Source organism: Streptomyces sp. NPDC054883 (assembly GCF_053610645.1).
On record NZ_JBSGYT010000006.1, the window covers coordinates 156,849 to 181,763 of the forward strand.

The 24,915-nt window shown below is 73.5% G+C and carries 20 protein-coding genes; 15 read left to right on the plus strand and 5 right to left on the minus strand.

The window, feature by feature from the left end:
- Positions 1 to 5 precede the first annotated feature (5 nt).
- The 6 genes from dxr to ACWGH1_RS07415 all read left to right on the plus strand — a co-directional run bounded on the left by dxr (position 6) and on the right by ACWGH1_RS07415 (position 7,426).
- Positions 6 to 1,259, plus strand: coding sequence for a 1-deoxy-D-xylulose-5-phosphate reductoisomerase (gene dxr, locus ACWGH1_RS07390; RefSeq protein WP_453356621.1), 1,254 nt, complete (start codon positions 6 to 8; stop codon positions 1,257 to 1,259).
- On the plus strand, positions 1,256 to 2,557 hold the full coding sequence (locus ACWGH1_RS07395; RefSeq protein ID WP_453356620.1) for a M50 family metallopeptidase: 1,302 nt from the start codon (positions 1,256 to 1,258) through the stop codon (positions 2,555 to 2,557). Before dxr ends, ACWGH1_RS07395 begins: the two co-directional genes overlap by 4 nt.
- 176 nt (positions 2,558 to 2,733) lie before the next feature.
- The gene (gene ispG / locus ACWGH1_RS07400; protein ID WP_453355907.1) at positions 2,734 to 3,891 is read left to right on the plus strand and encodes a flavodoxin-dependent (E)-4-hydroxy-3-methylbut-2-enyl-diphosphate synthase; all 1,158 of its coding nucleotides are present in this window, start codon (positions 2,734 to 2,736) and stop codon (positions 3,889 to 3,891) included.
- A gap of 312 nt (positions 3,892 to 4,203) precedes the next feature.
- On the plus strand, positions 4,204 to 5,046 hold the full coding sequence (locus tag ACWGH1_RS07405) for a GNAT family N-acetyltransferase (RefSeq protein ID WP_453355910.1): 843 nt from the start codon (positions 4,204 to 4,206) through the stop codon (positions 5,044 to 5,046).
- Positions 5,047 to 5,116: 70 nt separating this feature from the next.
- A complete protein-coding gene (locus tag ACWGH1_RS07410) occupies positions 5,117 to 5,698 on the plus strand; it encodes a GNAT family N-acetyltransferase (protein ID WP_453355908.1) in 582 nt (193 codons plus the stop codon).
- Between the two features lie 33 nt (positions 5,699 to 5,731).
- A complete protein-coding gene (locus ACWGH1_RS07415) occupies positions 5,732 to 7,426 on the plus strand; it encodes a proline--tRNA ligase (RefSeq protein WP_453408503.1) in 1,695 nt (564 codons plus the stop codon).
- A gap of 20 nt (positions 7,427 to 7,446) precedes the next feature.
- Here ACWGH1_RS07415 and ACWGH1_RS07420 read toward each other — a convergent pair whose 3' ends face one another.
- The 4 genes from ACWGH1_RS07420 to ACWGH1_RS07435 are packed head-to-tail and all read right to left on the minus strand — an operon-like array spanning position 7,447 to position 10,395.
- Positions 7,447 to 8,421, minus strand: a complete 975-nt coding sequence (locus ACWGH1_RS07420) for a slipin family protein (protein WP_453408504.1) — start codon at positions 8,419 to 8,421, stop codon at positions 7,447 to 7,449.
- Between the two features lie 42 nt (positions 8,422 to 8,463).
- Positions 8,464 to 9,366, minus strand: a complete 903-nt coding sequence (locus ACWGH1_RS07425) for an aminoglycoside phosphotransferase family protein (RefSeq protein ID WP_453408505.1) — start codon at positions 9,364 to 9,366, stop codon at positions 8,464 to 8,466.
- A gap of 16 nt (positions 9,367 to 9,382) precedes the next feature.
- Positions 9,383 to 9,841, minus strand: a complete 459-nt coding sequence (locus tag ACWGH1_RS07430) for a DUF4439 domain-containing protein (RefSeq protein ID WP_453408506.1) — start codon at positions 9,839 to 9,841, stop codon at positions 9,383 to 9,385.
- Positions 9,838 to 10,395, minus strand: a complete 558-nt coding sequence (locus ACWGH1_RS07435; protein WP_453357280.1) for a hypothetical protein — start codon at positions 10,393 to 10,395, stop codon at positions 9,838 to 9,840. Before ACWGH1_RS07435 ends, ACWGH1_RS07430 begins: the two co-directional genes overlap by 4 nt.
- 180 nt (positions 10,396 to 10,575) lie before the next feature.
- Between ACWGH1_RS07435 and rimP the strand changes: the two genes are divergently transcribed.
- From rimP to ACWGH1_RS07480, 9 genes are all read left to right on the plus strand, one after another.
- Complete coding sequence (rimP, locus tag ACWGH1_RS07440; RefSeq protein ID WP_453357279.1) at positions 10,576 to 11,073, plus strand: ribosome maturation factor RimP; 498 nt, start codon at positions 10,576 to 10,578, stop codon at positions 11,071 to 11,073.
- A 2-nt stretch (positions 11,074 to 11,075) separates the two neighbouring features.
- A complete protein-coding gene (gene nusA, locus ACWGH1_RS07445) occupies positions 11,076 to 12,125 on the plus strand; it encodes a transcription termination factor NusA (protein ID WP_453408507.1) in 1,050 nt (349 codons plus the stop codon).
- A 172-nt stretch (positions 12,126 to 12,297) separates the two neighbouring features.
- Positions 12,298 to 12,585 carry a YlxR family protein gene (locus ACWGH1_RS07450; RefSeq protein WP_453408508.1) on the plus strand — a complete coding sequence of 96 codons (288 nt, stop codon included), beginning with the start codon at positions 12,298 to 12,300 and terminating at the stop codon, positions 12,583 to 12,585.
- Between the two features lie 148 nt (positions 12,586 to 12,733).
- Positions 12,734 to 15,904, plus strand: a complete 3,171-nt coding sequence (gene infB, locus ACWGH1_RS07455; protein WP_453408509.1) for a translation initiation factor IF-2 — start codon at positions 12,734 to 12,736, stop codon at positions 15,902 to 15,904.
- Between the two features lie 186 nt (positions 15,905 to 16,090).
- Positions 16,091 to 16,384, plus strand: coding sequence for a DUF503 domain-containing protein (locus tag ACWGH1_RS07460; RefSeq protein WP_136213480.1), 294 nt, complete (start codon positions 16,091 to 16,093; stop codon positions 16,382 to 16,384).
- Positions 16,385 to 16,413: 29 nt separating this feature from the next.
- On the plus strand, positions 16,414 to 16,863 hold the full coding sequence (rbfA, locus tag ACWGH1_RS07465; protein WP_453355814.1) for a 30S ribosome-binding factor RbfA: 450 nt from the start codon (positions 16,414 to 16,416) through the stop codon (positions 16,861 to 16,863).
- A complete protein-coding gene (gene truB / locus ACWGH1_RS07470; protein WP_453355815.1) occupies positions 16,860 to 17,795 on the plus strand; it encodes a tRNA pseudouridine(55) synthase TruB in 936 nt (311 codons plus the stop codon). The genes rbfA and truB overlap by 4 nt, the downstream gene beginning before the upstream one ends.
- Before the next feature lie 248 nt (positions 17,796 to 18,043).
- On the plus strand, positions 18,044 to 21,487 hold the full coding sequence (locus ACWGH1_RS07475; protein ID WP_453408510.1) for a serine protease: 3,444 nt from the start codon (positions 18,044 to 18,046) through the stop codon (positions 21,485 to 21,487).
- Positions 21,488 to 21,608: 121 nt separating this feature from the next.
- Positions 21,609 to 22,565, plus strand: coding sequence for a bifunctional riboflavin kinase/FAD synthetase (locus ACWGH1_RS07480; RefSeq protein ID WP_453356079.1), 957 nt, complete (start codon positions 21,609 to 21,611; stop codon positions 22,563 to 22,565).
- An 81-nt stretch (positions 22,566 to 22,646) separates the two neighbouring features.
- Here ACWGH1_RS07480 and ACWGH1_RS07485 read toward each other — a convergent pair whose 3' ends face one another.
- Entirely contained in the window at positions 22,647 to 24,818 is a 2,172-nt protein-coding gene (locus ACWGH1_RS07485) for an SCO5717 family growth-regulating ATPase (RefSeq protein ID WP_453408511.1), read from the minus strand.
- Between the last annotated feature and the right edge of the window lie 97 nt (positions 24,819 to 24,915).

A 24,915-nucleotide genomic window follows, 5' to 3' on the forward strand; every position in this document is an offset into this window, starting at 1 on the left:
GGGGCATGACCGACAGCCCAGCCCCCTTGGCCGACCCGCACCTCCTCTTCGACCCCGCGGTCGGCCGCCGGGACATCGTCATCCTCGGCTCCACCGGCTCCATCGGCACCCAGGCCATCGACCTCGCCCTGCGCAACCCGGACCGCTTCCGGGTGACCGCGCTGTCCGCCGCCGGCGGACGCGTCGCGCTGCTGGCCGAACAGGCCCGGCGGCTGCGCGTGCGGAGCGTCGCGGTGGCCGACGAGGACGCGGTCCCCGCGCTGAAAGAGGCGCTGAGCGCCCAGTACGGCGGGTCCGAGCCGCAGCCCGAGATCCTGGCCGGGCCGGACGCGGCTGCCGAACTCGCCGCCTCCCCGTGCCACACCGTCCTCAACGGCATCACCGGTTCCATCGGCCTCGCGCCCACCCTCGCCGCGCTGCGTGCCGGCCGGACGCTGGCGCTGGCCAACAAGGAGTCGCTGATCGTCGGCGGCCCGCTGGTCAAGGCCCTCGCGAAGCCGGGCCAGATCATCCCGGTGGACTCCGAGCACGCCGCGCTCTTCCAGGCACTGGCCGCCGGGACCCGGGCCGACGTCCGCAAGCTCGTGGTCACGGCCTCGGGCGGCCCCTTCCGCGGCCGCACCCGGGCCGAGCTGGCGCAGGTCACCGTGCAGGACGCCCTCGCGCACCCCACCTGGGCGATGGGCCCGGTGATCACCGTCAACTCGGCGACGCTGGTCAACAAGGGGCTGGAGGTCATCGAGGCGCACCTGCTCTACGACATCCCCTTCGACCGCATCGAGGTCGTGGTCCACCCCCAGTCTTACGTCCACTCGATGGTCGAGTTCACCGACGGTTCGACGCTGGCCCAGGCCACCCCGCCCGACATGCGCGGCCCGATCGCGATCGGCCTCGGCTGGCCCGAGCGGATCCCCGACGCGGCCCCCGCCTTCGACTGGACGAAGGCGTCGAGCTGGGAGTTCTTCCCACTGGACACCGAGGCCTTCCCGGCGGTGGACCTGGCCCGGCACGTCGGTACCCTCGGCTCCACGGCGCCCGCCGTGTTCAATGCGGCGAACGAGGAGTGCGTGGCGGCCTTCCTGGCCGGTCGGCTGCCGTTCACAGCAATCATGGATACGGTCTCGTCCGTGGTCGATGAGCACGGAACACCGGACGCGGGAACTTCCCTCACCGTCCCGGACGTCCTTGAAGCGGAGACCTGGGCCAGGGCCCGGGCACGGGAGCTGGCGGCACGGGCCGCCGTGGAGGCGCGCGCATGACGATCTTGCTGACCTTGATCGGTGTGGTCGTCTTCGTGTTCGGCCTGTTGTTCTCCATCGCCTGGCACGAGCTCGGCCACCTCTCGACGGCCAAACTCTTCGGCATCCGCGTGCCCCAGTACATGGTCGGCTTCGGCCGGACCGTCTGGTCGCGCAAGAAGGGCGAGACGGAGTACGGCATCAAGGCCATCCCGATGGGCGGCTACATCCGCATGATCGGGATGTTCCCGCCCGGTGAGGACGGCAAGGTCAGCGCGCGCTCGACCTCCCCCTTCCGGTCGATGATCGAGGACGCGCGCTCGGCTGCGTACGAGGAACTCCAGCCGGGGGACGAGAGCCGGCTGTTCTACACGCGCAAGCCCTGGAAGCGCGTGATCGTGATGTTCGCGGGCCCGTTCATGAACCTCGTCCTGGCCCTGGTGATCTTCTTCGGGCTGTGGATGACCTTCGGCGTCAACCAGACCACCACCCAGGTGGCGTCCGTCTCCCCCTGCGTCATCCAGCAGAGCGAGAAGCGCGAGGTCTGCAAGGACGGCGACCCGGTGGCCCCCGCCAAGAAGGCGGGCCTGCGGACGGGTGACAAGATCGTGGCCTTCAACGGCAAGCGGATCACCGACTGGGCCGTGCTCCAGAAGAAGATCCGCGACACCGTCGGCCCCGCCACCGTCACCGTCGTCCGGGACGGGCGCGAGCAGACCCTCCAGGCGACGCTGATCGAGAACAAGGTCGCCAAGACCGACGGCCACGGCGGCTACGTCAAGGGCCAGTACGTGACGGCCGGCTGGCTCGGCTTCGGTCCCAGGGAAGTCATCGCACCGCTCACCTTCGGCGAGTCCGTGGAACACATGGGCGATGTCGCACAGAGCAGCGTGCAGGGACTCCTGCGCCTGCCGGAGAAGATCCCCGCCCTGTGGAACGCGGCCTTCAACGGCGCCGAACGCCAGCCCGACTCCCCGATGGGCATCGTGGGCGCCGCCCGCATCAGCGGGGAGATCGCCACCCTGGACATCCCCGGCGAGCAGCGCCTCGCCACGATGCTGAGCGTCCTCGGGATGTTCAACCTCTCGCTGTTCCTGTTCAACATGCTGCCCCTGCTGCCGCTGGACGGCGGCCACATCGCCGGCGCCCTGTGGGAGTCCGTGCGGCGCAACGTGGCCCGCGTCTTCCGGCGCGCCGACCCCGGCCCGTTCGACGTGGCGAAGCTGATGCCCGCCGCGTACGTCGTCGCAGGCGTCTTCGTCTGCTTCACGCTGCTGGTGCTCGTGGCCGACGTGGTCAACCCGATCAAGATCAGCTAGCGCACGACAGTCCTACGAGTACACCTACGGGAGCCGGGCACGGATCGTGCCCGGCTCCCTACGTTCGGGTGGCGCGGACCCTGCGATGCGTGGGTCACCCCCGCCTTGGCGTAATCTCGAAGCCTGGAGCCCGCCGATCTCGGGACCTTGATCCACACCTTGGGGTTGCACAGCAGATGACTGCCATCTCTCTCGGAATGCCGTCCGTGCCGACGAAGCTCGCCGACCGCCGGGTCAGCCGCAAGATCCAGGTCGGCTCCGTGGCCGTCGGCGGCGACGCACCCATCTCGGTGCAGTCGATGACCACGACCCGCACTTCCGACATCGGCGCCACGCTCCAGCAGATCGCCGAGCTGACCGCCTCCGGCTGCAACATCGTCCGCGTGGCCTGCCCCACGCAGGACGACGCCGACGCCCTCGCGGTGATCGCGAAGAAGTCTCAGATCCCGGTCATCGCCGACATCCACTTCCAGCCGAAGTACGTGTTCGCGGCCATCGACGCCGGCTGCGCCGCCGTCCGCGTCAACCCCGGCAACATCAAGCAGTTCGACGACAAGGTCAAGGAGATCGCGCGCGCCGCGAACGAGACCCGCACCCCGATCCGGATCGGCGTCAACGCGGGCTCGCTCGACGCCCGGCTGCTCAAGAAGTACGGCAAGGCCACCCCCGAGGCGCTCGTCGAGTCGGCGCTGTGGGAGGCCTCCCTCTTCGAGGAGCACGGCTTCAGCGACATCAAGATCTCGGTCAAGCACAACGACCCGGTCGTCATGGTCAACGCCTACCGCCAGCTGGCCGCCGCCTGCGACTACCCGCTGCACCTGGGCGTCACCGAGGCCGGCCCGGCCTTCCAGGGCACCATCAAGTCCGCCGTCGCGTTCGGCGCGCTGCTGTCCGAGGGCATCGGCGACACCATCCGCGTCTCGCTCTCCGCGCCGCCGGTCGAGGAGGTCAAGGTCGGCATCCAGATCCTGGAGTCGCTGAACCTCAAGCCCCGCCGCCTGGAGATCGTCTCCTGCCCGTCCTGCGGCCGCGCCCAGGTCGACGTGTACAAGCTGGCCGAGGAGGTCACCGCGGGCCTGGAGGGCATGGAGGTCCCGCTGCGCGTCGCGGTCATGGGCTGCGTCGTGAACGGCCCCGGCGAGGCCCGCGAGGCCGACCTCGGTGTCGCCTCCGGCAACGGCAAGGGCCAGATCTTCGTCAAGGGCGAGGTCATCAAGACCGTTCCCGAGTCGAAGATCGTGGAGACGCTCATCGAAGAGGCGATGAAGATCGCCGCGCAGATGGAGAAGGACGGCATCCCCTCCGGCGAACCCACCGTCGCCATCGGCGTCTGATTTTTTGGGCTCGGCTCGCCTCCGGGGCGCTACAAGCCCGACTCACAGGCTCCACGTGCTCATACCGCTCGTGCCTCGCGGTCTTCAGCGCGAGGACCCTGTTCTCCCCCGGCCTCCGGCCGGGAAGCGCCCCCCGGCGCGCCCCTTCGGCTCGCTTCGCCCGTGCCGACTACGGCCGCTCCCGCTCCCGCTCCCATGCCCGCAGTACGGGGGCGGGGGCGGGGTTTTTTCGTGACCTGTGGGGCCGGGCATCGCGGTGCGGCGCCGGGTACAGTGCGGAGATCAGCAGACTTGCATGGTGAGGCCCCAGTGTTGACGCAGACCACCACCCGGGTCCTTGAACCCAGTGATCTCGACTCCGCGCTCGAAGTCCTCGGGCGCGAGCCGGTCGAGAACGCCTTCGTCACCTCCCGGGTCCAGGTCGCCGGTCTCGACCCCTGGCGCCTGGGCGGCGAGATGTGGGGCTGGTACTCGGACGGCGAGCTGCGCTCCCTCTGCTACGCGGGCGCCAACCTCGTCCCCGTCTGCGCCGGCCCCGACGCCGTACGCGCCTTCGCCGACCGGGCCCGGCGCACCGGCCGGCGCTGCTCCTCCATCGTCGGCCCGGCCGAGGCCACCCGGCTGCTGTGGCGCCTCCTGGAACCCAGCTGGGGACCCGCCCGGGACGTCCGCTCCCACCAGCCGCTGATGATCACCGAACAGTCGTCCGCCGAGGTCCGGCCGGACCCCCTGGTCCGCCGGGTCCGCAAGGACGAGATGGACCTGATCATGCCCGCCTGCGTGGCCATGTTCACCGAAGAGGTCGGCATCTCCCCGCTCGCCGGGGACGGCGGGCTGCTCTACCAGGCCCGGGTCGCCGAACTCGTCGGCAGCGGACGCTCGTTCGCCCGCGTCGAGAACGGCAGGATCGTCTTCAAGGCCGAGATCGGCGCCGCCACCCCGCGCGCGTGCCAGATCCAAGGCGTCTGGGTCGACCCCGAGTTCCGCGGGCGCGGGCACTCCGAGGCGGGCATGGCAGCCGTAGTGGAGTACGCCCTTCGCGACGTGGCCCCCGTGGTCAGCCTCTACGTCAACGACTTCAACGCCGCCGCGCGGGCGGCCTACCGGCGCGTGGGTTTCCGCGAGGTCGGCGCCTTCATGAGCGTGCTGTTCTGATCCTCCCGGCCCGCGGAAACCCGGCGCCCGACCCGTACCCCTCGCCGCTACCGCCGAGTAAGGTCACCGCATGCTGCCTACCCCCGGAGGCGACGGCCCCCACCGGCCCGCCGGACTCCGCATCGGCCCCCTCGACCTCGCCGCCCGCGTGGACGAGGCCCTGCGCGTGCAGGCCGTCGCCTTCGGGCTCAGCGACGAGGAAGTCGCCATCCGGCGCTACATCGTCCAGCGCCACATGGCCTGCCGGGGCGCCCGCGCGCTCGGCGCGTACACCGACGACGGCGCGCTGGCCGGTTTCGTCTACGGCATGCCGAACGACCGCGACCACTGGTGGTCCACCGTCGTCGAGCCCTACCTGCGCACCGGAGGCCACGAGGGCTGGCTCGACGGCTCCTTCGTCATCACCGAACTGCACGTCCACCCCGGGTTCCAGGGCCACGGCGTCGGCCGGGAGCTGATCACCCGGATCACCGATTCCGCCGCCGAACCGCGCTCCATCCTGTCCGCCATCGACACCGACAGCCCGGCCCGCGCCCTGTACCGCGCGCTCGGCTACACCGACCTGGCCCGCCGGGTGTACTTCCCGAGCGCGAGCCTGCCGTACGCCGTGATGGGTGCCCCGCTGCCGCTGCGCAGGCCCGGAATTCGATGAGGGATCGGCAGGGAGCCTCGGTAGGCTCCCTTCATGTCAACGCAACACGTGCAGCGCATGTCCCGGCTCCTGGCCAAGACCCTCCGTGAGGACCCGGCCGACGCCGAGACCCTCAGCCACCGCCTCCTCGTCCGCGCCGGCTACGTCCGGCGCAGCTCCGCCGGGGTGTGGACCTGGCTGCCGCTCGGCAAGCGGGTCCTGGAGAACGTCTCCCGCATCGTGCGCGAGGAGATGGACGCGATCGGGGCGCAGGAGGTGCTGCTGCCGGCGCTGCTGCCGAGGGAGCCGTACGAGGTAAGCGGCCGCTGGTCGGAGTACGGGGACCTGCTCTTCCGGCTCAAGGACCGCAAGGGTGCGGACTACCTGCTCGGCCCCACCCACGAGGAGATCTTCACCCTGCTCGTGAAGGACCAGTGCACGTCCTACAAGGACCTGCCGGTCATGCTGTACCAGATCCAGACCAAGTACCGCGACGAGGCCCGGCCGCGCTCGGGCGTGCTGCGGGGCCGCGAGTTCCAGATGAAGGACTCGTACTCCTTCGACGTCAGCGACGAGGGGCTCGCGCAGTCGTACGCCCTCCACCGCGCCGCCTACCAGCGGATCTTCGAGCGGCTCGGTCTGGACCACCGGATCGTCTCCGCGGTCTCCGGCGCGATGGGCGGCTCGGCCTCCGAGGAGTTCCTGGCACCGGCCCGCGCGGGTGAGGACACCTTCGCGGACTGCCCGTCCTGCGACTACGCGGCGAACACGGAGGCGGTCACCTTCCCCGTGACGCCCGTGGCGGCCGAACACGGCCCGCTGGAGGAGATCCCCACCCCCGACACCCCGACCATCGAGACGCTGGCGGCGCACCTCGGCGTGCCCGCCTCGGCCACGCTCAAGAACCTCCTCGTCAAGGTGGACGGCGAGATCGTCGCCGTCGGCGTGCCCGGCGACCGGGAGGTGGACCTGGGCAAGCTCGGCGAGCACCTCGCCCCCGCCGTCGTGGAGTTGGTGACGGCGGAGGACTTCGCCGACCGGCCCGATCTGGTCCGCGGCTACGTGGGCCCGCAGGGTCTGGGGAAGGTGCGCTACCTGGCCGACCCCCGCGTCGCGCCCGGGACTTCCTGGGTGACGGGTGCCAACAAGCCCGGCACGCACGCCCGGAACGTGGTGTGCGGCCGTGACTTCGAGGTCGACCGGTACCTGGACGTCGTGGTGGTCGAGCCGGGTGACCCCTGCCCCGCCTGCGGCAGCGGACTCGCGCTGGACCGGGCGATCGAGATCGGGCACATCTTCCAGTTGGGCCGCAAGTACGCCGACGCCTTCGGGCTCGACGTGCTCGGCCGCGAGGGCAAGCCGGTCCGGGTCACCATGGGCTCCTACGGCATCGGCGTCTCCCGCGTGGTCGCCGCGCTGGCCGAGCAGACGGCCGACGAGCGGGGCCTGTGCTGGCCGGCCTCGGTCGCCCCCGCCGACGTCCACGTGGTGGCCGCCGGCAAGGCCGTGCCCCTGGCACTGGCCGAATCGGCGGCCGCGGCCCTGGCGGAGGCCGGCCGACGGGTCCTCCTGGACGACCGGCCCGGCCTGTCGCCCGGCGTCAAGCTCACGGACGCGGAGCTGATCGGCGTGCCCTGGATCCTGGTGGCGGGACGCCGCTCCGCCGACGGGGTGGTCGAACTCCAGGACCGCGCCGCCGGCACCCGCGAGGAACTCCCCCTCGCGGAGGCCCTGGCGCGCCTCACGTAGCCCGCCGGCCCCGCCCTCCGTCAGGTGTCCGGTTCGTCCGGCGCCGACGGCGGGGGGACGGGGTGGCCCGGGGGGAGGACCGGGTCCGGGTCCGGGTCCCGAGAGCCGTTCACCCGGTCGAAGCCGGGGCCGGCCGCCGCCTCCGCCGCCTCCGGCGGCTGCGCGCCTTCCGCGGCCGGCTCGTGCGGACGCGGCGCCGGGGCCGCCGGCGGGGGCGCCGTCGCGTCCGACGGGGTCGGGGCGGCGCGTTCGAGGAAGCGCAGCAGCTCCACCGGGAAGGGCAGCACCAGGGTGGAGTTCTTCTCCGCGGCGACCGCCACCACCGTCTGGAGCAGCCGCAGCTGGAGCGCCGCCGGCTGCTCCGACATCACCGCCGCCGCCTCGGCCAGTTTCTTCGACGCCTGGAGCTCCGCGTCCGCGTTGATGACCCGGGCCCGGCGCTCGCGGTCCGCCTCCGCCTGGCGCGCCATCGACCGCTTCATCGTCTCCGGCAGGGAGACGTCCTTGATCTCCACCCGGTCGATCTGCACGCCCCACCCGACCGCCGGACTGTCGATCATCAGCTCGAGGCCCTGGTTGAGCTGCTCCCGGTTCGACAGCAGGTCGTCCAGGTCGGACTTGCCGATGATCGACCGCAGCGATGTCTGCGCCATCTGCGAGACCGCGAAGCGGTAGTCCTCGACCTCGATGATCGCGCTGGCCGCGTCCACGACCTTGAAATAGACGACCGCGTCCACCCGCACCGTGACGTTGTCCCGCGTGATGCCCTCCTGCGCGGGCACCGGCATCGTCACGATCTGCATGTTCACCTTGCGCAGCCGGTCGACGCCCGGGACGACCATGGTGAAGCCCGGGCCGCGGATGCCTTTCCGCAGCCGGCCGAAGCGGAAGACCACGCCCCGCTCGTACTGCCTCACCACCCGTGCTGCGACACCCGTGGCCGCCGCGGCGCCCAAGCCCGCCGCGATGACCGCTGTCAGCAGTTCCTGGACCATGGCGGCCTCCCGCTGGACACGTCCTGATATCTACGGTATGCCCTACAGCCAGGCCGCGAATTCCAGCAACGACTCGGCATCGCGCCGCCGTCCGGCCGCCAGCGCCCGGGCCCCCGACTCGACCGCGCGGAACACCGTCCAGCCCCGCAGCCGATCCCGGTCCACGTCCAGCGCGTCCGCGAGCTTGTTCACCCGCCGCCGGGCACCCGAGGCCCCCGCCGAGGAGGCGACCTGGTCCTCCAGCCGGTCCCGGACCAGCCGGGCCAGGTCGTAGGCCCGCTCGCCGACCAGCGGATCCGGGCCCACCGTCAGCCACGGCGCCCGCTCGCCCGCCAGCACCTTGCTCTGCCGGAAGTTCCCGTGCAGCAGCAGTTCCTCGGCCGGGGCGGCCGTCAGCTCCTGCCGGATCTCCAGGGCCGTCGCCGCCAGCGCGTCCGCCTCGGGCGGGGCCTTGCGCAGCGCCTCGGCCTGCCGGGCGGTGCGCTGCGCCACCGTTTCCCAGCCGTGGCCGGCGTCCGGCGCCACCCACAGCCGGCGCAGCGTGCCGCACGCCTCCAGCAGGGCCTTGGCCTCCGGGAGCGAGTGCAGCGACACCTCCGGGTGCAGCCGCTCCAGGAGCAGCCCGCCGTCCTCCTCGTGGTGGCGCGAGTCGAGGACCCGTACCGCCCCGAAGCCGGCCCAGTGCGCGAGCGCCGCGAGTTCGAGGTCCGGCCGAGCCGTGGGCGGGGCGAGCTTCAGGGCGGCCGGAGTCCCGTCGGAGTACCGCACGAGGACGACGAGGCTGCTGCGCCCGCCGGGCGCCTGCACCCGCTGTGCCACCACCTCACGCCGGGCCATCGCCTCGTCGGCGAGCCGGGGCAGCCGCTCCAGCCAGTCCGCGTCCTGCGCCGGATCCGGCGTCTCGCCGAGCGCCCGTACAAGCCGCTGCGGCGGTTCGAAAGCCATGCGTGCGTGGTCCCTTTCAGCTGGTCTGGGCGCGATCCGCGCGTTCGGCGAGCCCAGGGAAGGCTACGCCGCCGCCGCGCCAGCGCGCCGCCCGCACGGCGGCGGCGCTCAGCGCGTCGGCCGCCTCACGGCGCAGCGGGCCGTCCGCGGCCCGCACCAGATCGGAGTACGCGCCCGCGACGCGCTCCTCGATCTCGGCGGCCAGCCGCTCGGCGTCGGCCGGGCCGCGCACCTCGTACGGCAGCGCGTACGCCGCCTCCGCGGCCCGCGGCGCCCCGCCCATCTCGCGGACCGTCCGGGCGAGGGAATCGCGGCGCGCGAGGTGGCTCCCGTACGCCTCACGGGCCTCCGCCGCGCGCTCCGGCGCGGTGCGCGCACCGATCACCCCGTAGCCGTACGCGGCGGCGTGCTCGGCGGCCAGTGCCGACTGGGCGGCTTCCAGCGGACGGCTCGCGGGGGAGGGGGAGGACTTCACGAGGCGGCTCCGGGGGTCGACGTGAGCAGGTACGCGTGGACGGCCCCGCAGGCCGCCACCGAGGCCAGCAGCCGGGCCAGTTCCCCGGGCGCGCCGGCCAGCGCGATGGTCCGCGCCTCGGCCAGGCTCCGCTCGGTGTCCGCGAGTTCGGTCAGCGCTTCGGCAGGGGTCGCCGGTACGGGTGCGGAGCGCGGCGCCGGGGTTCCGGCCGAGGGGGCCGAACCGGATGCGGAGGCGGCGGGGACGGCTGCCCCGGCCGGGTTTCCGGACCCGGGCACGGCCAGCGCCGCGCTGTGCGCCGCGACGGCCGCGCGCAGCGGCGCGAGCCGCCCGGTCAGGTCCGGATGGGCGGCGGTGGTCGCGTCGTAACGTTCCAGCAGCCGCTCGGTGTCACGTACGGCGTTCTCCCGCATCCGCCGTTCGAGTGGAATCCCGCTGTCCTCGGCGGAGGCCCCGCTTTCGCCGGTGCAGCCGGTGAGCAGCGCGGCCCCGGCCGCCCCGGCGGCTCCGGCGAGCACGCTCCGTCGTGAGGGCGCTTGGGACGCGGCGGGCATCGAAGGCATGGTCCAGGGCACGGCGACGTCCTCCGGAGGTGCTGGCGGGGCAGGGTGTGATCACCGTACCCGGGGCCCCCGCCGGGCGCGCGGACGGCAACACCCTCCGCGACCGGATACCCTTTGACCTGACACGCGACGGAAAACCACAACAGCACACGCGGCCGAGGAGTCACCCGGATGAGCACGACCCAGAGCGACAGGCTGCGCGGACTGCTGGAGCCGCTCGTCGCCGCCAAGGGCCTGGACCTCGAGGAGGTCGAGCTGTCGAAGGCGGGCAAGCGACGGATGCTGCGGGTCATCGTGGATTCCGACGAGGGCGTGGAGCTGGACGCGTGCGCCGAGCTGAGCCGTGAGGTCTCCGATCTGCTCGACGAGTCCGACGTGATGGGCGAGGACGAATACGTCCTCGAAGTGAGCTCTCCGGGCGCCGACCGTCCGTTGACCGAGCACCGTCACTACGTCCGGGCGACCGGACGTCTCGTGAAGTTCCAGCTCGCCGAGGGCGGGGAAGTGATCGCCCGCATCCTTGGCGTCGACGACGAGGGGCTGGACCTCGAAGTTCCGGGCGTGAAGGGCCGCAAGGCGACCGCCCGCCGCATCGCATTCACCGACATCGCCAAGGCGCGTGTCGAGATCGAGTTCAACCGCAAGGACAAGAAGGAAGAGGAGGCGTAGCCGTGGACATCGACATGAGTGCCCTGCGGGGTCTGGTCCGGGAGAAGGAGATCTCCTTCGACCTGCTCGTCGAGGCGATCGAGTCGGCCCTCCTCATCGCGTACCACCGCACCGAGGGCAGCTACCGCCGTGCCCGCGTCGTGCTCGACCGCAGCAACGGTCACGTGGTCGTGTGGGCGACGGAAGACCCGAGGGACCTCGAAGAGGGGCAGGAGCCCAAGGAGTTCGACGACACCCCGTCGGACTTCGGCCGGATCGCGGCGACGACCGCCAAGCAGGTGATCCTGCAGCGTCTGCGCGACGCCGAGGACGACCTGACGTTCGGCGAGTTCGCCGGCCGCGAGGGCGACGTCATCACCGGTGTGGTGCAGCAGGGCAAGGACCCGAAGAACGTCCTCGTCGACATCGGCAAGCTGGAGGCCATCCTGCCCGTGCAGGAGCAGGTCCCCGGCGAGGAGTACACCCACGGCCTGCGCCTCAAGGCGTACGTCGTCCGGGTGGCGAAGGGCGTCCGCGGTCCGTCGGTGACGCTGTCGCGCACGCACCCCAACCTGGTGAAGAAGCTGTTCGCGCTGGAGGTCCCGGAGATCGCCGACGGCAGCGTCGAGATCTCGGCGATCGCCCGCGAGGCCGGCCACCGCACCAAGATCGCCGTTCGCTCCACCCGTTCGGGCCTGAACCCCAAGGGCGCCTGCATCGGCCCGATGGGCAGCCGCGTGCGCAACGTGATGGCGGAGCTGCACGGCGAGAAGATCGACATCGTGGACTGGTCGGACGACCCGGCCGAGATGGTCGCGAACGCCCTGTCGCCCGCTCGGGTGAGCGCTGTCGACGTCGTCGACTGGGACTCCCGTTCCGCACGGGTGATCGTGCCCGACTACCAGCTGTCGCTGGCCATCGGCAAGGAAGGCCAGAACGCCCGCCTCGCCGCGCGGCTCACGGGCTGGCGCATCGACATCCGCTCCGACACCGAGCAGCCCTCGGAGCGGGACGCGGACCGCGAGGGCCGCGACGCCCGTGACGGTGAGCACGCCGACCGGCGCGGGGAATAAAACCATTACCGGCCGGTGCTCACCGGCCGGTAGACAGGGACCCCGGTCGGACCGGGGTCCCCGCACACGGGAGCACCCGGGTCCGCCCGGGGGATTCCGAATGGATCACGACAACGTCCGTTCGATTTTTCGCCTGAAGGGGTGAGGTCGGTACGGGGAGGTAGACTTAGGCGTGTCTGGCCGGACGCAAGCCCGCGCACGCCCCGAACGCACCTGTGTGGGGTGTCGGGAGCGAGCGGCCAAGAGCGATCTGCTGCGCATCGTGGCGGGCGGGGACGAATGCGTCCCTGATCCACGCGGTACGCTGCCCGGCCGGGGTGCCTACCTGCACCCCGCCGTGGTCTGTCTCGACCAGGCGGTCCGCCGCCGGGCGTTTCCGCGGGCCCTCAGGTCCGCCGGAGCGCTCGACACGACGGAACTGCGCAAAGCCCTGGCCGGTGAGGCCGGGGCGACACCGTAAGAAGTAGTACGGCACGGATACCCCGTGCGGTCAGGTACCTCGCGAGTTGGAAGTAGGTCGAGATTGCGATGAGCACTCGATGAGTACGCGATGAGTACGCCCATGAAGTAGCGACGGTCCGGCGTAACCCGGACCTAAAAGGAGCGAAGTGGCTAAGGTCCGGGTATACGAACTCGCCAAGGAGTTCGGAGTTGAGAGCAAGGTCGTCATGGCCAAGCTCCAGGAACTCGGTGAGTTCGTCCGTTCGGCGTCCTCGACGATCGAGGCGCCGGTTGTACGCAAGTTGACCGACGCACTGCAGGGGCCCGGCGGCAACGCCGGCAAGTCCGCTGCGAAGCCCGGCGCGCCCCGCAAGGCCGCGCCTTCCCCCGCAGCGGCCGGCCGCGCGGGTTCTCCCACGTCCGCAGCGCCGTCCCCGGCCGCTGCGGCACGTCCCGCCGCCCCCAAGCCCGGCGCGCCGGTGGCTCCCAAGCCCGCCGCCGCCGAGGCCCCCTCGGCGGGTGCTCCCGTGACTCCGGCCGCCCCCGGCCCGCGTCCCGGTCCCAAGGCTCCGGCCGCCCCGAAGCCCGCTCCGGCGGCGCCCGTGGCGACCGAGTTCTCCGCGCCCGCACCGGCTCCGGCCGCTGCCCCGGCGCGTACCGACCGTCCCGCCGGTCCCGGCGCCCCCGGTCCCCGTCCGGCGCAGCAGCGTCCGGCGGCCCAGGGTGGCCAGGCCCCCCAGGGCGGCGCCCGTCCCGGCGCCCCGCGTCCGGCCGGCACCGCTCCCGGTGGCCAGGGCCAGCGCCCCGCCGGTGGCACCGGTGCCCCGCGTCCGCAGGGCGCCCGTCCGGCCGGTCCCCGTCCGGGCAACAACCCCTTCACCTCTGGTGGCTCCACCGGCATGGCGCGCCCGCAGGCGCCCCGTCCGGCCGGCGCTCCCCGTCCCGGTGCCCCCGGCGCCGGCGGCGGCCAGGGTGCCCCGCGTCCGCAGGGCGGCCCGGCCGGCGCTCCGCGTCCGCAGGGTCCCGGCGGCGCCCGTCCCACCCCCGGTGGCATGCCCCGTCCGCAGGGCGGCGCCCCGCGTCCGGGTGGTGCTCCCGGCGGTAACCGTCCGAACCCGGGCATGATGCCGCAGCGTCCCGCTGCCGGTGGTCCCGGTCCGCGTCCCGGCGGCGGCCCCGGCGGCCGTGGCCCCGGTGCGGGTGGCCCGCGTCCCGGTGGCGGCGCAGGCCGTCCCGGTGGCGGCGGCTTCGCCGGCCGTCCGGCCGGTCCCGGCTCGCGTCCCGCGGGCGGCGGCGGCTTCGGCGGCCCGCGTCCCGGTGGCGGCGGCTTCGGCGGCGGTCCGGCCGGTGCCGGTGGCGGCGGTCGTCCCGGCTTCGGCGGGCGTCCCGGTGGTCCCGGTGCCCGTGGTGGCACGCAGGGTGCCTTCGGCCGTCCCGGCGGTCCGGCCCGTCGTGGTCGCAAGTCCAAGCGTCAGAGGCGCCAGGAGTACGAGGCCATGCAGGCCCCGTCCGTCGGCGGCGTGATGCTGCCCCGCGGCAACGGCGAGACCGTTCGCCTGTCGCGCGGTGCGTCCCTCACCGACTTCGCGGAGAAGATCAACGCCAACCCGGCGTCGCTCGTCGCCGTGATGATGAACCTCGGCGAGATGGTCACTGCCACGCAGTCCGTCTCCGACGAGACGCTCGAGATGCTGGCCGGCGAGATGAACTACCAGGTTCAGATCGTCAGCCCGGAGGAAGAGGACCGCGAGCTCCTCGAAGGCTTCGACATCGAGTTCGGCGAGGACGAGGGCGGCGAGGAATTCCTCATGCCGCGTCCCCCGGTCGTCACCGTCATGGGTCACGTCGACCACGGTAAGACCCGACTGCTCGACGCCATCCGCAAGACGAACGTCGTGGCGGGCGAGGCCGGCGGCATCACCCAGCACATCGGTGCCTACCAGGTCGGTACCGAGGTCAACGGCGAAGAGCGCAAGATCACCTTCATCGACACCCCGGGTCACGAGGCGTTCACCGCCATGCGTGCCCGTGGTGCCAAGTCGACCGACATCGCGATCCTCGTGGTCGCGGCCAACGACGGCGTCATGCCGCAGACGATCGAGGCGCTCAACCACGCCAAGGCCGCCGGCGTCCCGATCGTCGTCGCGGTCAACAAGATCGACGTCGAGGGTGCGGACCCGGTCAAGGTGCGCGGTCAGCTCACCGAGTTCGGTCTGGTCGCCGAGGAGTACGGCGGCGACACGATGTTCGTCGACATCTCCGCCAAGCAGGGTCTGCACATCGACTCCCTGCTGGAGGCCGTCGTCCTCACCGCCGACGCCTCGCTCGACCTGCGCGCCAACCCGGAGCAGGACGCTCAGGGTATTGCGATCGAGTCCCACCTCGACCGCGGCCGCGGTGCCGTCGCCACCGTCCTCGTCCAGCGCGGTACCCTCCGCGTCGGCGACACGATGGTCGTGGGCGACGCCTACGGCCGAGTGCGCGCCATGCTCGACGACAAGGGCAACAACGTCGAGGAAGCGGGTCCCTCGACCCCCGTCCTGGTCCTGGGTCTCACCAACGTCCCCGGCGCCGGCGACAACTTCCTCGTCGTGGACGAGGACCGCACCGCCCGTCAGATCGCCGAGAAGCGTGCTGCGCGTGAGCGCAACGCCAACTTCGCCAAGCGCGTCCGCCGGGTGTCCCTGGAAGACCTCGACTCGGTCCTCAAGGCCGGTCTGGTCCAGGAACTCAACCTCATCATCAAGGGCGACGCGTCCGGTGCGGTCGAGGCCCTCGAGTCCTCGCTGCTCCAGCTCGACGTCGGCGAAGAGGTCGACATCCGCGTCCTGCACCGCGGTGTGGGTGCGGTCACCGAGTCCGACATCGCCCTGGCGATGGGCTCCGACGCCATCGTCATCGGTTACAACGTCCGTGCGGCCGGTCGTGCCGCGCAGATGGCGGACCGCGAGGGTGTCGACGTCCGCTACTACTCGGTGATCTACCAGGCCATCGAGGAGATCGAGGCGGCCCTCAAGGGTCTCCTCAAGCCCGAGTACGAAGAGGTCGAGCTCGGTACGGCGGAGGTCCGCGAGATCTTCCGCTCGTCCAAGCTGGGCAACATCGCCGGTGTCCTCATCCGCTCCGGCGAGGTCAAGCGCAACACCAAGGCGCGGCTCCTGCGCGATGGCAAGGTCATCGCCGAGAACCTCACCATCTCCGGTCTGCGCCGCTTCAAGGACGACGTCACCGAGATCCGCGAAGGCTTCGAGGGCGGTATCAACCTCGGCTCCTTCAACGACATCAAGATCGACGACGTCATCGCGACGTACGAGATGCGCGAGAAGCCCCGCGCGTAAGCGCGAGGCGGTTCGCACCGTGTCGTAGGGCTCGTACGGCCGTTGGCCGTACGGGCAAGCACCGGGGCCGGTCGGCGGAATATCCGTCGATCGGCCCCGGCCGTTGCGTGTACGGTTCAGAGGACCCTGCCGGGCGACGGTCCCGGCAGGCCACCGAACCCGCACCGGCGGGATATCCGGAACTGCATGTACGTGGGGACTCTGTCCTTCGATCTGCTCCTCGGCGACGTCCACTCGTTGAAGGAGAAACGCTCCGTCGTCCGGCCCATCGTCGCCGAGCTCCAGCGCAAGTTCTCCGTGAGCGCGGCCGAAGTGGGCGACCAGGACCTGCACCGCAGGGCCCGGATCGGGGTCGCCCTGGTGAGCGGGGACGCGGGGTTCGTGTCGGACGTACTGGACCGCTGTGAGCGGCTGGTCGCGGCGCGTCCGGAAGTGGAGCTGCTGTCGGCAAGACGGCGGCTGCACGGTGATGAAGACTGATTGCTGTAAGAAAAGAAGGAGACGGACCAGTGGCCGACAATGCGCGGGCGAAGAAGCTGGCGGACCTCATCCGGGAGGTGGTGGCCGAGAAGCTGCAGCGTGGTGTCAAGGACCCGCGCCTGGGTACGCACGTGACCATCACGGACACCCGCGTCACCGGCGACCTGCGGGAGGCCACGGTCTTCTACACGGTCTACGGCGACGACGAGGACCGGGCCAGCGCGGCAGCGGGCCTGGAGAGCGCCAAGGGCGTACTGCGCTCCGCGGTCGGCCGGGCGGCGGGGACCAAGTTCACGCCCACCCTGACCTTCATCGCGGACGCCCTCCCGGAGAACGCCAAGACCATCGAGGACCTCCTCGACAAGGTGCGCGCCTCCGACGCCGAGGTGCGCGAGGCCTCCTCCGGCGCCACCTACGCCGGTGACGCCGACCCGTACAAGAAGCCGGGCGAGGACGACGAGGACGCAGCCGCGGAATGAGCACCAACGCAGGAAAGACGCCCGTGGGCCCTTCCCCGGCCACCGCCGGGGGAGGCCTCGTCATCGTCGACAAGCCGTCCGGATTCACCTCGCACGACGTGGTCGCCAAGATGCGCGGGATCGCCAAGACCCGCCGCGTCGGCCACGCGGGCACGCTGGACCCGATGGCGACGGGCGTGCTCGTCCTGGGCGTCGAGCGGGCGACCAAGCTCCTCGGCCACCTCGCGCTGACCGAAAAGGAGTACCTCGGGACCATCCGCCTCGGGCAGAACACCCTCACGGACGACGCCGAGGGCGAGATCACCTCCTCCACGGACGCCTCCCGGGTGACCCGTGAGGCCGTCGACGCGGGCATCGCCAAGCTGTCCGGCGAGATCATGCAGGTGCCGTCCAAGGTCAGCGCCATCAAGATCAAGGGCGTGCGCTCCTACAAGCGCGCGCGGGACGGCGAGGACTTCGAGATCCCGGCCCGGCCGGTGACCATCTCCTCGTTCCAGGTCTACGACATGCGCGACGCCGAGGCCGAGGACGGCACCAAGGTCGTCGACCTCGTCGTCTCCGTCGTCTGCTCCAGCGGTACGTACATCCGGGCCCTCGCCCGTGACCTGGGCGCCGGCCTCGGCGTCGGCGGCCACCTGACGGCGCTGCGGCGCACCCGGGTGGGCCCGTACAAGCTGGACCGGGCGCGGACGCTCGACCAGCTTCAGGAGGAGCTGACCGTCATGCCGATCGGCGAGGCGGCCGCGGCGGCGTTCCCGCGCTGGGACCTCGACGCCCGCCGGGCCGGACTGCTCGCCAACGGCGTCCGGATCGAGATGCCGGACGAGTACGCCGAAGGCCGCACGGTCGCGGTGTTCGGACCCCAGGAGCAACTGCTCGGGCTGGTCGAGAACAAGGGCGGCAAGGCAAAGTCGCTCGCGGTCTTCGTCTGACCGGGCCGGTCGTCTGCGTTCCTCTTCCGTTGACGTGGAGCGGCGAGCGCTCATGGACCGCTGCTCACCGCTCCACGACCCCCCTCGGGTAGGTGTTTATCCATCCGAGGCCCGCTATTCACCCGTCCGAGCAGGCGCTCGGAGTGAATGGAGGGAGCACAAGGGGGCGCTTTCGCCTCGTGTGCTTTTCCCGCTGATCTTCACCTGCCTACCGTCATGAGCACGGAGCGGCGGGGAGTGGTGCGGCAATGGCGGAGCTCGTCAGGATCTGCGATCTCGCCGGGCGGGTACGGGGCAGCGGCTTCGTCGCCGACGACCGCGGGACGGTGATCACCGGCCACGAGGCCGTCGCCGGAGCGGACCGGCTGGTCCTGTACGGGCCCGGGGAGCGCAGCTGGGTCGCCGGGGCCGCCGATGTGACCGCCCTGCCGGGGCTCGCGCTGGCCCTCGTACGCACCGACGGGCTCGGGGCGGCGCCGCTGCCGGTTGCCCGCCGCGAGGTGGTCGAGCCCGGTACGTACGTACGGCTGCCCGCGCGCGGCTGGCGCCAGGCGCGGGTGCTCGCGGCCGGGGCGGAGGCCGTTCACCGGCCGAGGGAGCGGTGCGAGGTACTGCCCGCCGCGATCGAGCTGGCCATCGGCACGGACGGGCGGGACGCCCTGCTCGGGGGTGGGGAGGCCTGCGGGGCCCCGGTCCTGGACGCCGCGACCGGAGCGGTGCTCGCGGTCCTGGGCACCGGCCTGCGGGCGGAGCACCGCTCGGGCGCCTTCGCCGTGCCGCTGCGCGCGGCAGCCGCGGCGGACCCCGGGGGCCCGCTGCACGCGCTGCTGGAGCGCAACGCGGCCACCGTGCCCGGGTACGGGCCGGAGCTGAACCTCGCGGGCGCGCTGGAACTCACCGGGACCACGCTCGGGCCGCTGATCGGGCCGGAGCCGGACGGACCGGATCCCGTCGCGCGGCCCCGCATCGCCGCCGAACTCGACGCCTTTACCGCCGGGGACCGGCCCGTCCTCGGGGTGGTCGGCGATCCCGGCACCGGCCGCACCACCGCGCTCGCCGTCCTGGCCGCCGCCCGGGCGTGCGGGGAGCGCCCGGCGCCGACACTGTGGCTGCGCGGGGCGGAGCTCCGGGACGGGGACGGCTCGCTGGCCGACGCGGTGACGCGGGTGCTGGCCGCCGCCGGGCGGATCCTGGCGGCGGGGGAACGGCCCGCGGCGGCTCGGCCCGGGGCTCGCGGCGACCGGGACGCGGGGGGCGGGGCCGTTTCCACCGGGGGGCCGTCCGGACCGGCCGCGGGCCCGCCCGGCGACGGCACCGGCGCGGACGTGGCGCGGCTGGCCGCCCGGGCCGGGCGGCCGCTGCTGGTGGTGCTCGACACCCCCGAGGAGATGCCGCCGGGGCTCGCCCGGCACCTCGGGCCGTGGACCCGGGCCACCGCCCGCTGGCTCGGCGGGACCGGGGCCCGGCTCGTCGTCGCCGCCCGGCCCGAGTACTGGGAGCGGGTCGGCGCCCTCTACCCGCCGGAGGTGCTGCACAGCCCCGCGCGGCCCGCCCGGCGGCTGCCGCCCGCGCTGCCCGTCGGCGACCTGACCCCGGCCGAGGCGGCCGCCCTGCGGGCCCGCCTCGGCATCCCCGACGACGCCGTCCGCGAGGCCGACGCCCGGCACCCGCTCACCCTGCGCCTGCTGGCCGGCGTACGCGCCGCCGGGGTCACCGGGGGCCGCCCGGGCCGGGACGAGGTGTTCGCCGCCCACCTGGACCTGCTCGCCCTGCGGGTGGCCGTGCGGATCGCCGCCTGCCCCGCCCACGCGCAGGGCGCCGGGGTGCACGGTCCGGGGGTGCGCCGGCTGGCCGCACGGGTGGCCGGGCGGGTGCACGAGGCCGCCCGGCGGTGCCTGGGGCCGGGTCAGGGCAGGCTGGACCGGACCGACTTCGAGGAGCTGTTCCCCTGGCGCACCGGCTGGGCGTCCGCCGCACTGACCGAGGGGCTGCTGGCGCCCGCCGGGCCCGGCTACCGCTTCGCCCACGAGGAGCTGGCCGACTGGCTCCAGGCCGGCCACCTCGACGTGCCGACCGCGCTGGACGACCTGGTGTTCCGGGGGCCGGCCGGTACCGGCCCGCCCGTACCCCGCCACCGGATCGGCCCCGTCCTGGAGGCCCTGCGGCGGCTCCCGCCCGATCAGGCGCGCAAGGCGCTGACCGGCTTGGTGGCGGCCCTGGACGCCTTCGCCCGGGCACCGGCCCCCGAGGGGACCCCGGAGGCGGACCGCGCGTGGTGGGCCGCCGCGCTGCTGCGGGAGACCCTGCTGCGGGCCCCCGACGCCGCGCCGCACCTGCCGGTCCTGCACGCCCTCGCGGAGCACCTGGCCGGCCGGGCGTGCGGCGCACCGTGCCCCGGCGACTTCGGCGGCCGGTTCTGGAACCGGCTCCGGCTCCCCGAACCCGACCGGCTGGACCTGCTGCGCCGACTGCTGCCCTCGGACCACCGCTACCTCGAAGCCGCCGGGCGCCGCTTGGCCCGCGACCCGCGGTACGTCCAGCCCCTGCTCTGCGCCTGGTTCGGCGACGAACACCGGCTGCGGGGCCGCCCCGGCGCGACCGTCGCCACCGCCGCCCAGGCCCTGTTGCACACCCACCGCAGCCTCGCCCCGGACGACCTCGCCGAAGCCCTGGTCGCCGCCGCGCACCCGCGCGCCGACGAGCTGCTCGCCGTACTCGCCGAGGACGAGCCCTCCGCCCTGTGCCGGGCCGTCCACCGCTGGGCCCACGACGAGCGGCTCGGGCGCCGGGTCGCGGCCGCCGCCTACGGCCGGGCCACCGCCCCGCACGTGCGCACCCCCGCCGACCGGGAACTGCTGCGCCACGCCGCGCAGGCGCTGCTCGCCCGCCCCGCCGACGTCGCCCTGCACGGCGGGGCCCTGGCGATGCTGCTCCGGGACCCGCAGGTGCGGGCCCGGTACCTGCCCGACGCGCCGGCCTGCTTCCGGGACCCCGAATGCGGCGCCCGGCTGCCCGCCGAGGTGCTGGTGGCGGCCCTGCCGGTGCTGCCGGAGCCGGACGCGGTGTTCGACGCGCTGCGCGCCCGGGCCGACGGGGAGGTGGTGCGCGCCCTGGCCGCGCTCACCACGCCGGGGCTGGCCCGGCGCGCGGGTGACCTCGTACGGGAACACCTGGCGCGGTGCCCCGAGGACGCCCCGCACGCCGCCGCGTTCGTGGACCGGCGCCTGGAGCAGGGCCCGGCGGCCGAACCCGTCCTGCGCCCCCTCGTGCTGGAACTGCTGCGCTCCGCGCCCGCAACGGTCCGCGCCGCGCTCGCCGCGGTGCTGGCCGCGCCCGGCGGGGAGCCCTCGTACCCGCTGCGCGGCGAGCTGGCCGACGTACTGCTGCGCGAGGAGACCGACCCGGCGGTCCTCGACGCGTTCCTCGGCGCCGTCGCCGCCGGAGCCGCCGGCAGGCCGCAGCAGCGCACCCGGGAACTGCTCAGGCGCACCGGCCGGCAGCTGCTGCGGCTCCCCGGCGGCCCCGCGGTGTTCGAGCAGCGGACGGTGGAGCTGTCGCGGGCCGACCAGGCGTTCGGCGCGGTGACCGCCCGCTGGCTCGGGGAGGCGACGGCGGAGGCGGCCGCGCTGCTCGGGCCGGGCGCCCGGCGCACGGTCGAGACCCTGAGCCGGGCCGCCCCCGACATCACCTGAGGAGGGAAGGCGGCCAGCCCGACGCCGATGCGGGGCCGCGGCGGACGGCATGGCAGTCTTAGACCTGCAATCGGCAATCAGTACAGGGTCTACCCACGGGTTCGGGCGAGGAGCGGTCACAGTGCAGCGCTGGCGTGGCTTGGAGGACATCCCCGATGACTGGGGACGCAGCGTCGTCACCATCGGCTCCTACGACGGAGTGCACCGCGGCCATCAGCTGATCATCGGACGGGCCGTGGCCAGGGCCCGCGAACTCGGCGTGCCCTCGGTCGTCGTGACGTTCAGCCCGCACCCGAGCGAGGTCGTGCGCCCCGGCAGCCACCCGCCGATCCTGGCCGCCTACGAGCGCCGCGCCGAACTGATGGCGGGCCTGGGCGTCGACGCGCTGCTGATCCTGCCGTTCACGGCGGAGTTCTCGCAGCTGTCCCCGGCCGATTTCATCGTGAAGGTGCTCGTCGACAAGCTGCACGCGCGCGCCGTCATCGAGGGGCCGAACTTCCGCTTCGGCCACAAGGCCGCCGGGAACGTCGACTTCCTGCGCGAGCTGGGCACCACGTACGACTACGAGGCCGAGGTCGTGGACCTGGTCGTGCGCGGAGAGGCGGGCGGCGGCGTGCCGTTCTCGTCGACGCTGGCGCGCAGGCTCGTCGCCGAGGGCGACATGGAGGGCGTGGCGGAGATCCTCGGCCGCCCGCACCGGGTCGAAGGCGTCGTGGTGCGCGGGGCGCAGCGCGGACGCGAGCTGGGCTACCCGACGGCGAACGTCGAGACGCAGCCGCACACCGCGATCCCGGCGGACGGGGTGTATTCGGGCTGGCTGACGGCCGACGGCGAGCGGATGCCGGCGGCGATCTCGGTCGGCACGAACGTGCAGTTCGACGCCACCGAGCGGACCGTGGAGGCGTACGCGATCGACCGCGTGGGGCTGGACCTCTACGGCATGCACGTGGCCGTCGACTTCCTCGCCTATGTGCGGGGCATGGCGAAGTTCGAGTCGCTGGACGGGCTGCTGGAGGCCATCGCGGACGACGTGAAGCGGTCCCGGGTGCTCACTGAGGCGTACGACGCGCAGCGCTGAGCCGCCGCCGGGACGACGCGAAGGGCCCGTACCTCCCCCCGGGGCGGGTACGGGCCCTTCGCGTCGCCGGTGGTGGCGGGGTCAGCCGAGCCGGGGGTCGCGCGGCGGCTGACCGGGCTGCTGCGGCGGCTGTTGCCGGGGCTGCCAGGGCTGGCCGGGCTGCGGGTACGGCTGGCCGTAGGGCTGGGGAGCCTGCGGCTGGTGGTAGGGGGACTGCGGCTGGGGCCCGCCGTGCTGGGGCTGCTGGGGCTGCTGGGGTGCACCCCAGTGGCCTTGCGGAGCCTGCTGCTGGGCGCGGACGAAGTCCTCGGCGACCAGCGCGGAGAGGTTGAAGTACGCCTCGCGGGTCTTGGGCCGCATCAGGTCGAGGTCCACTTCGGCGCCGGCCGCGAGGTGCTCGTCGAACGGCACCACGACGACACCGCGGCAGCGGGTCTCGAAGTGCTGCACGATGTCCTCGATCTTGATCATCTTGCTGGTCTCGCGGACCCCCGAGATGACGGTGAGCGAACGGGAGACGAGATCGCCGTACCCGTGCGCGGACAGCCAGTCGAGGGTGGTGCTGGCGCTGCTCGCGCCGTCGACGGACGGGGTCGAGATGATGATCAGCTGATCGGCGAGGTCGAGGACGCCGCGCATGGCGGAGTAGAGCAGACCGGTGCCGGAGTCGGTGAGGATGATCGGGTACTGGCGGCCCAGCGTCTCGATGGCGCGCCGGTAGTCCTCGTCGTTGAACGTGGTGGAGACGGCCGGGTCCACGTCGTTGGCGATGATCTCCAGGCCCGAGGGCGCCTGCGAGGTGAACCGCCGGATGTCCATGTACGAGTTCAGGTACGGGATCGCCTGGACGAGGTCGCGGATGGTCGCCCCGGTCTCGCGGCGGACGCGACGGCCGAGGGTTCCGGCGTCGGGGTTGGCGTCGATGGCCAGGATCTTGTCCTGGCGCTCGGAGGCGAGCGTCGCGCCGAGCGCGGTGGTCGTGGTGGTCTTGCCGACGCCGCCCTTGAGGCTGATCACGGCGATGCGGTAGCAGGACATGACCGGGGTGCGGATGAGTTCGAGCTTGCGCAGGCGCTCGGCCTCGGCGGCCTTGCCGCCGAAGCGGAAGCCGGAGCGGGTGGGCTTGGGCTTCTGCTTGGCGCGCAGCAGGCGGTCCGAGGACAGCTCGACCGCGGCGGTGTAGCCGAGCGGCGCCCCGCCGGTGGCCGGACCGGCCTGGTGGGGCGGCTGCGGCCACTGGCCGCCGGAGCGGGGGTCGTGCGGCGGCTGGGGCTGGGGCTGGGGCTGTGCCGGGGGCGGAAAGCCGTAGCCCTGCGGGGCCTGGTACGCGGGCGGCAGCGGGGGCAGCTCACCGCCCGGTCCCCCGAACGGGGGCTCGGCGGCGGGCACGGCGGCCTCCGCGGGGGTGACGGGCGGCGCGTAGGGCCCGGGCGCGGGCGCCGGGTACGGGGCAGGGGGCACGGGCGTGCCCGCGGGCGGCGTGGCGGTGCGGTACGGCTGCGCGGGCGGCACGGCGTCGGCCGGCGCCGGGCCCGGGGCGGGCGCCGCCGCGTACGGCGGTGCCGGGGCGGCGTACGGTGCGGGCTCGACCGGGGCCGGGGTGGCCGGGGCGGCGTACGGTGCGGGCTCGACCGGGGCCGGGGTGGCCGGGGCGGCGTATGGTGCGGGCTCGACCGGGGCCGGAGTCGCTGGAGTGGCGTCCACCGGGTCTGCGTCGATCGGTGCCGGTGCCGGGGCGGCGTACGGTGCGGGCTCGACCGGGGCCGGGGCGGCCGGAGGGACGTCGGCCGGGGCGGCGTACGGTGCGGGTTCCGCCGGGGCCGGAGCCGCCGGAGCCGGGGTGGCGACCGGGGCGGGCTCGACCGGAGCCGGGTTCGGGCCCGCGTCGGCCGGAGCCCCAACAGCCACCGCGGCCGGGGTCGGTGCGGCCGGCGGGTCCGGCACCGCCGCGGGAGCGGTGGCGAAGACCGCCGGCGGGACCACGGCGTCGGCCGGCGACGTGCGCGGGACCGGGGGCGCGATCCGCATCGTCGGAGGTGAGGTCACGTCCGACGGGCGGTGCGGTTCGAAGCCGCTGCCCTCCGGCAGCCCCGGCACGGACGCGGCCGGAGCCTGCGCCGCGCCCTGGGTGTACCAGGCCGGAGGGGTGTAGTCGATGGTGAACTCGCCCGTCACCTCGGGCTCCGCATCGGACTGATCGTCCGTCGGGACGTCCCACGTCCCGCCGCGCCTCTCGTTCCGATCGCCGCTCACTGAGTCCTCCTGGTCTGTCGAACAACGGTCAGGCGCCCACCTCGACGCCGCGCCCACGCTCAGCCTAATCGCGCCCCGGCGCCCCGCCCGCCCCCGT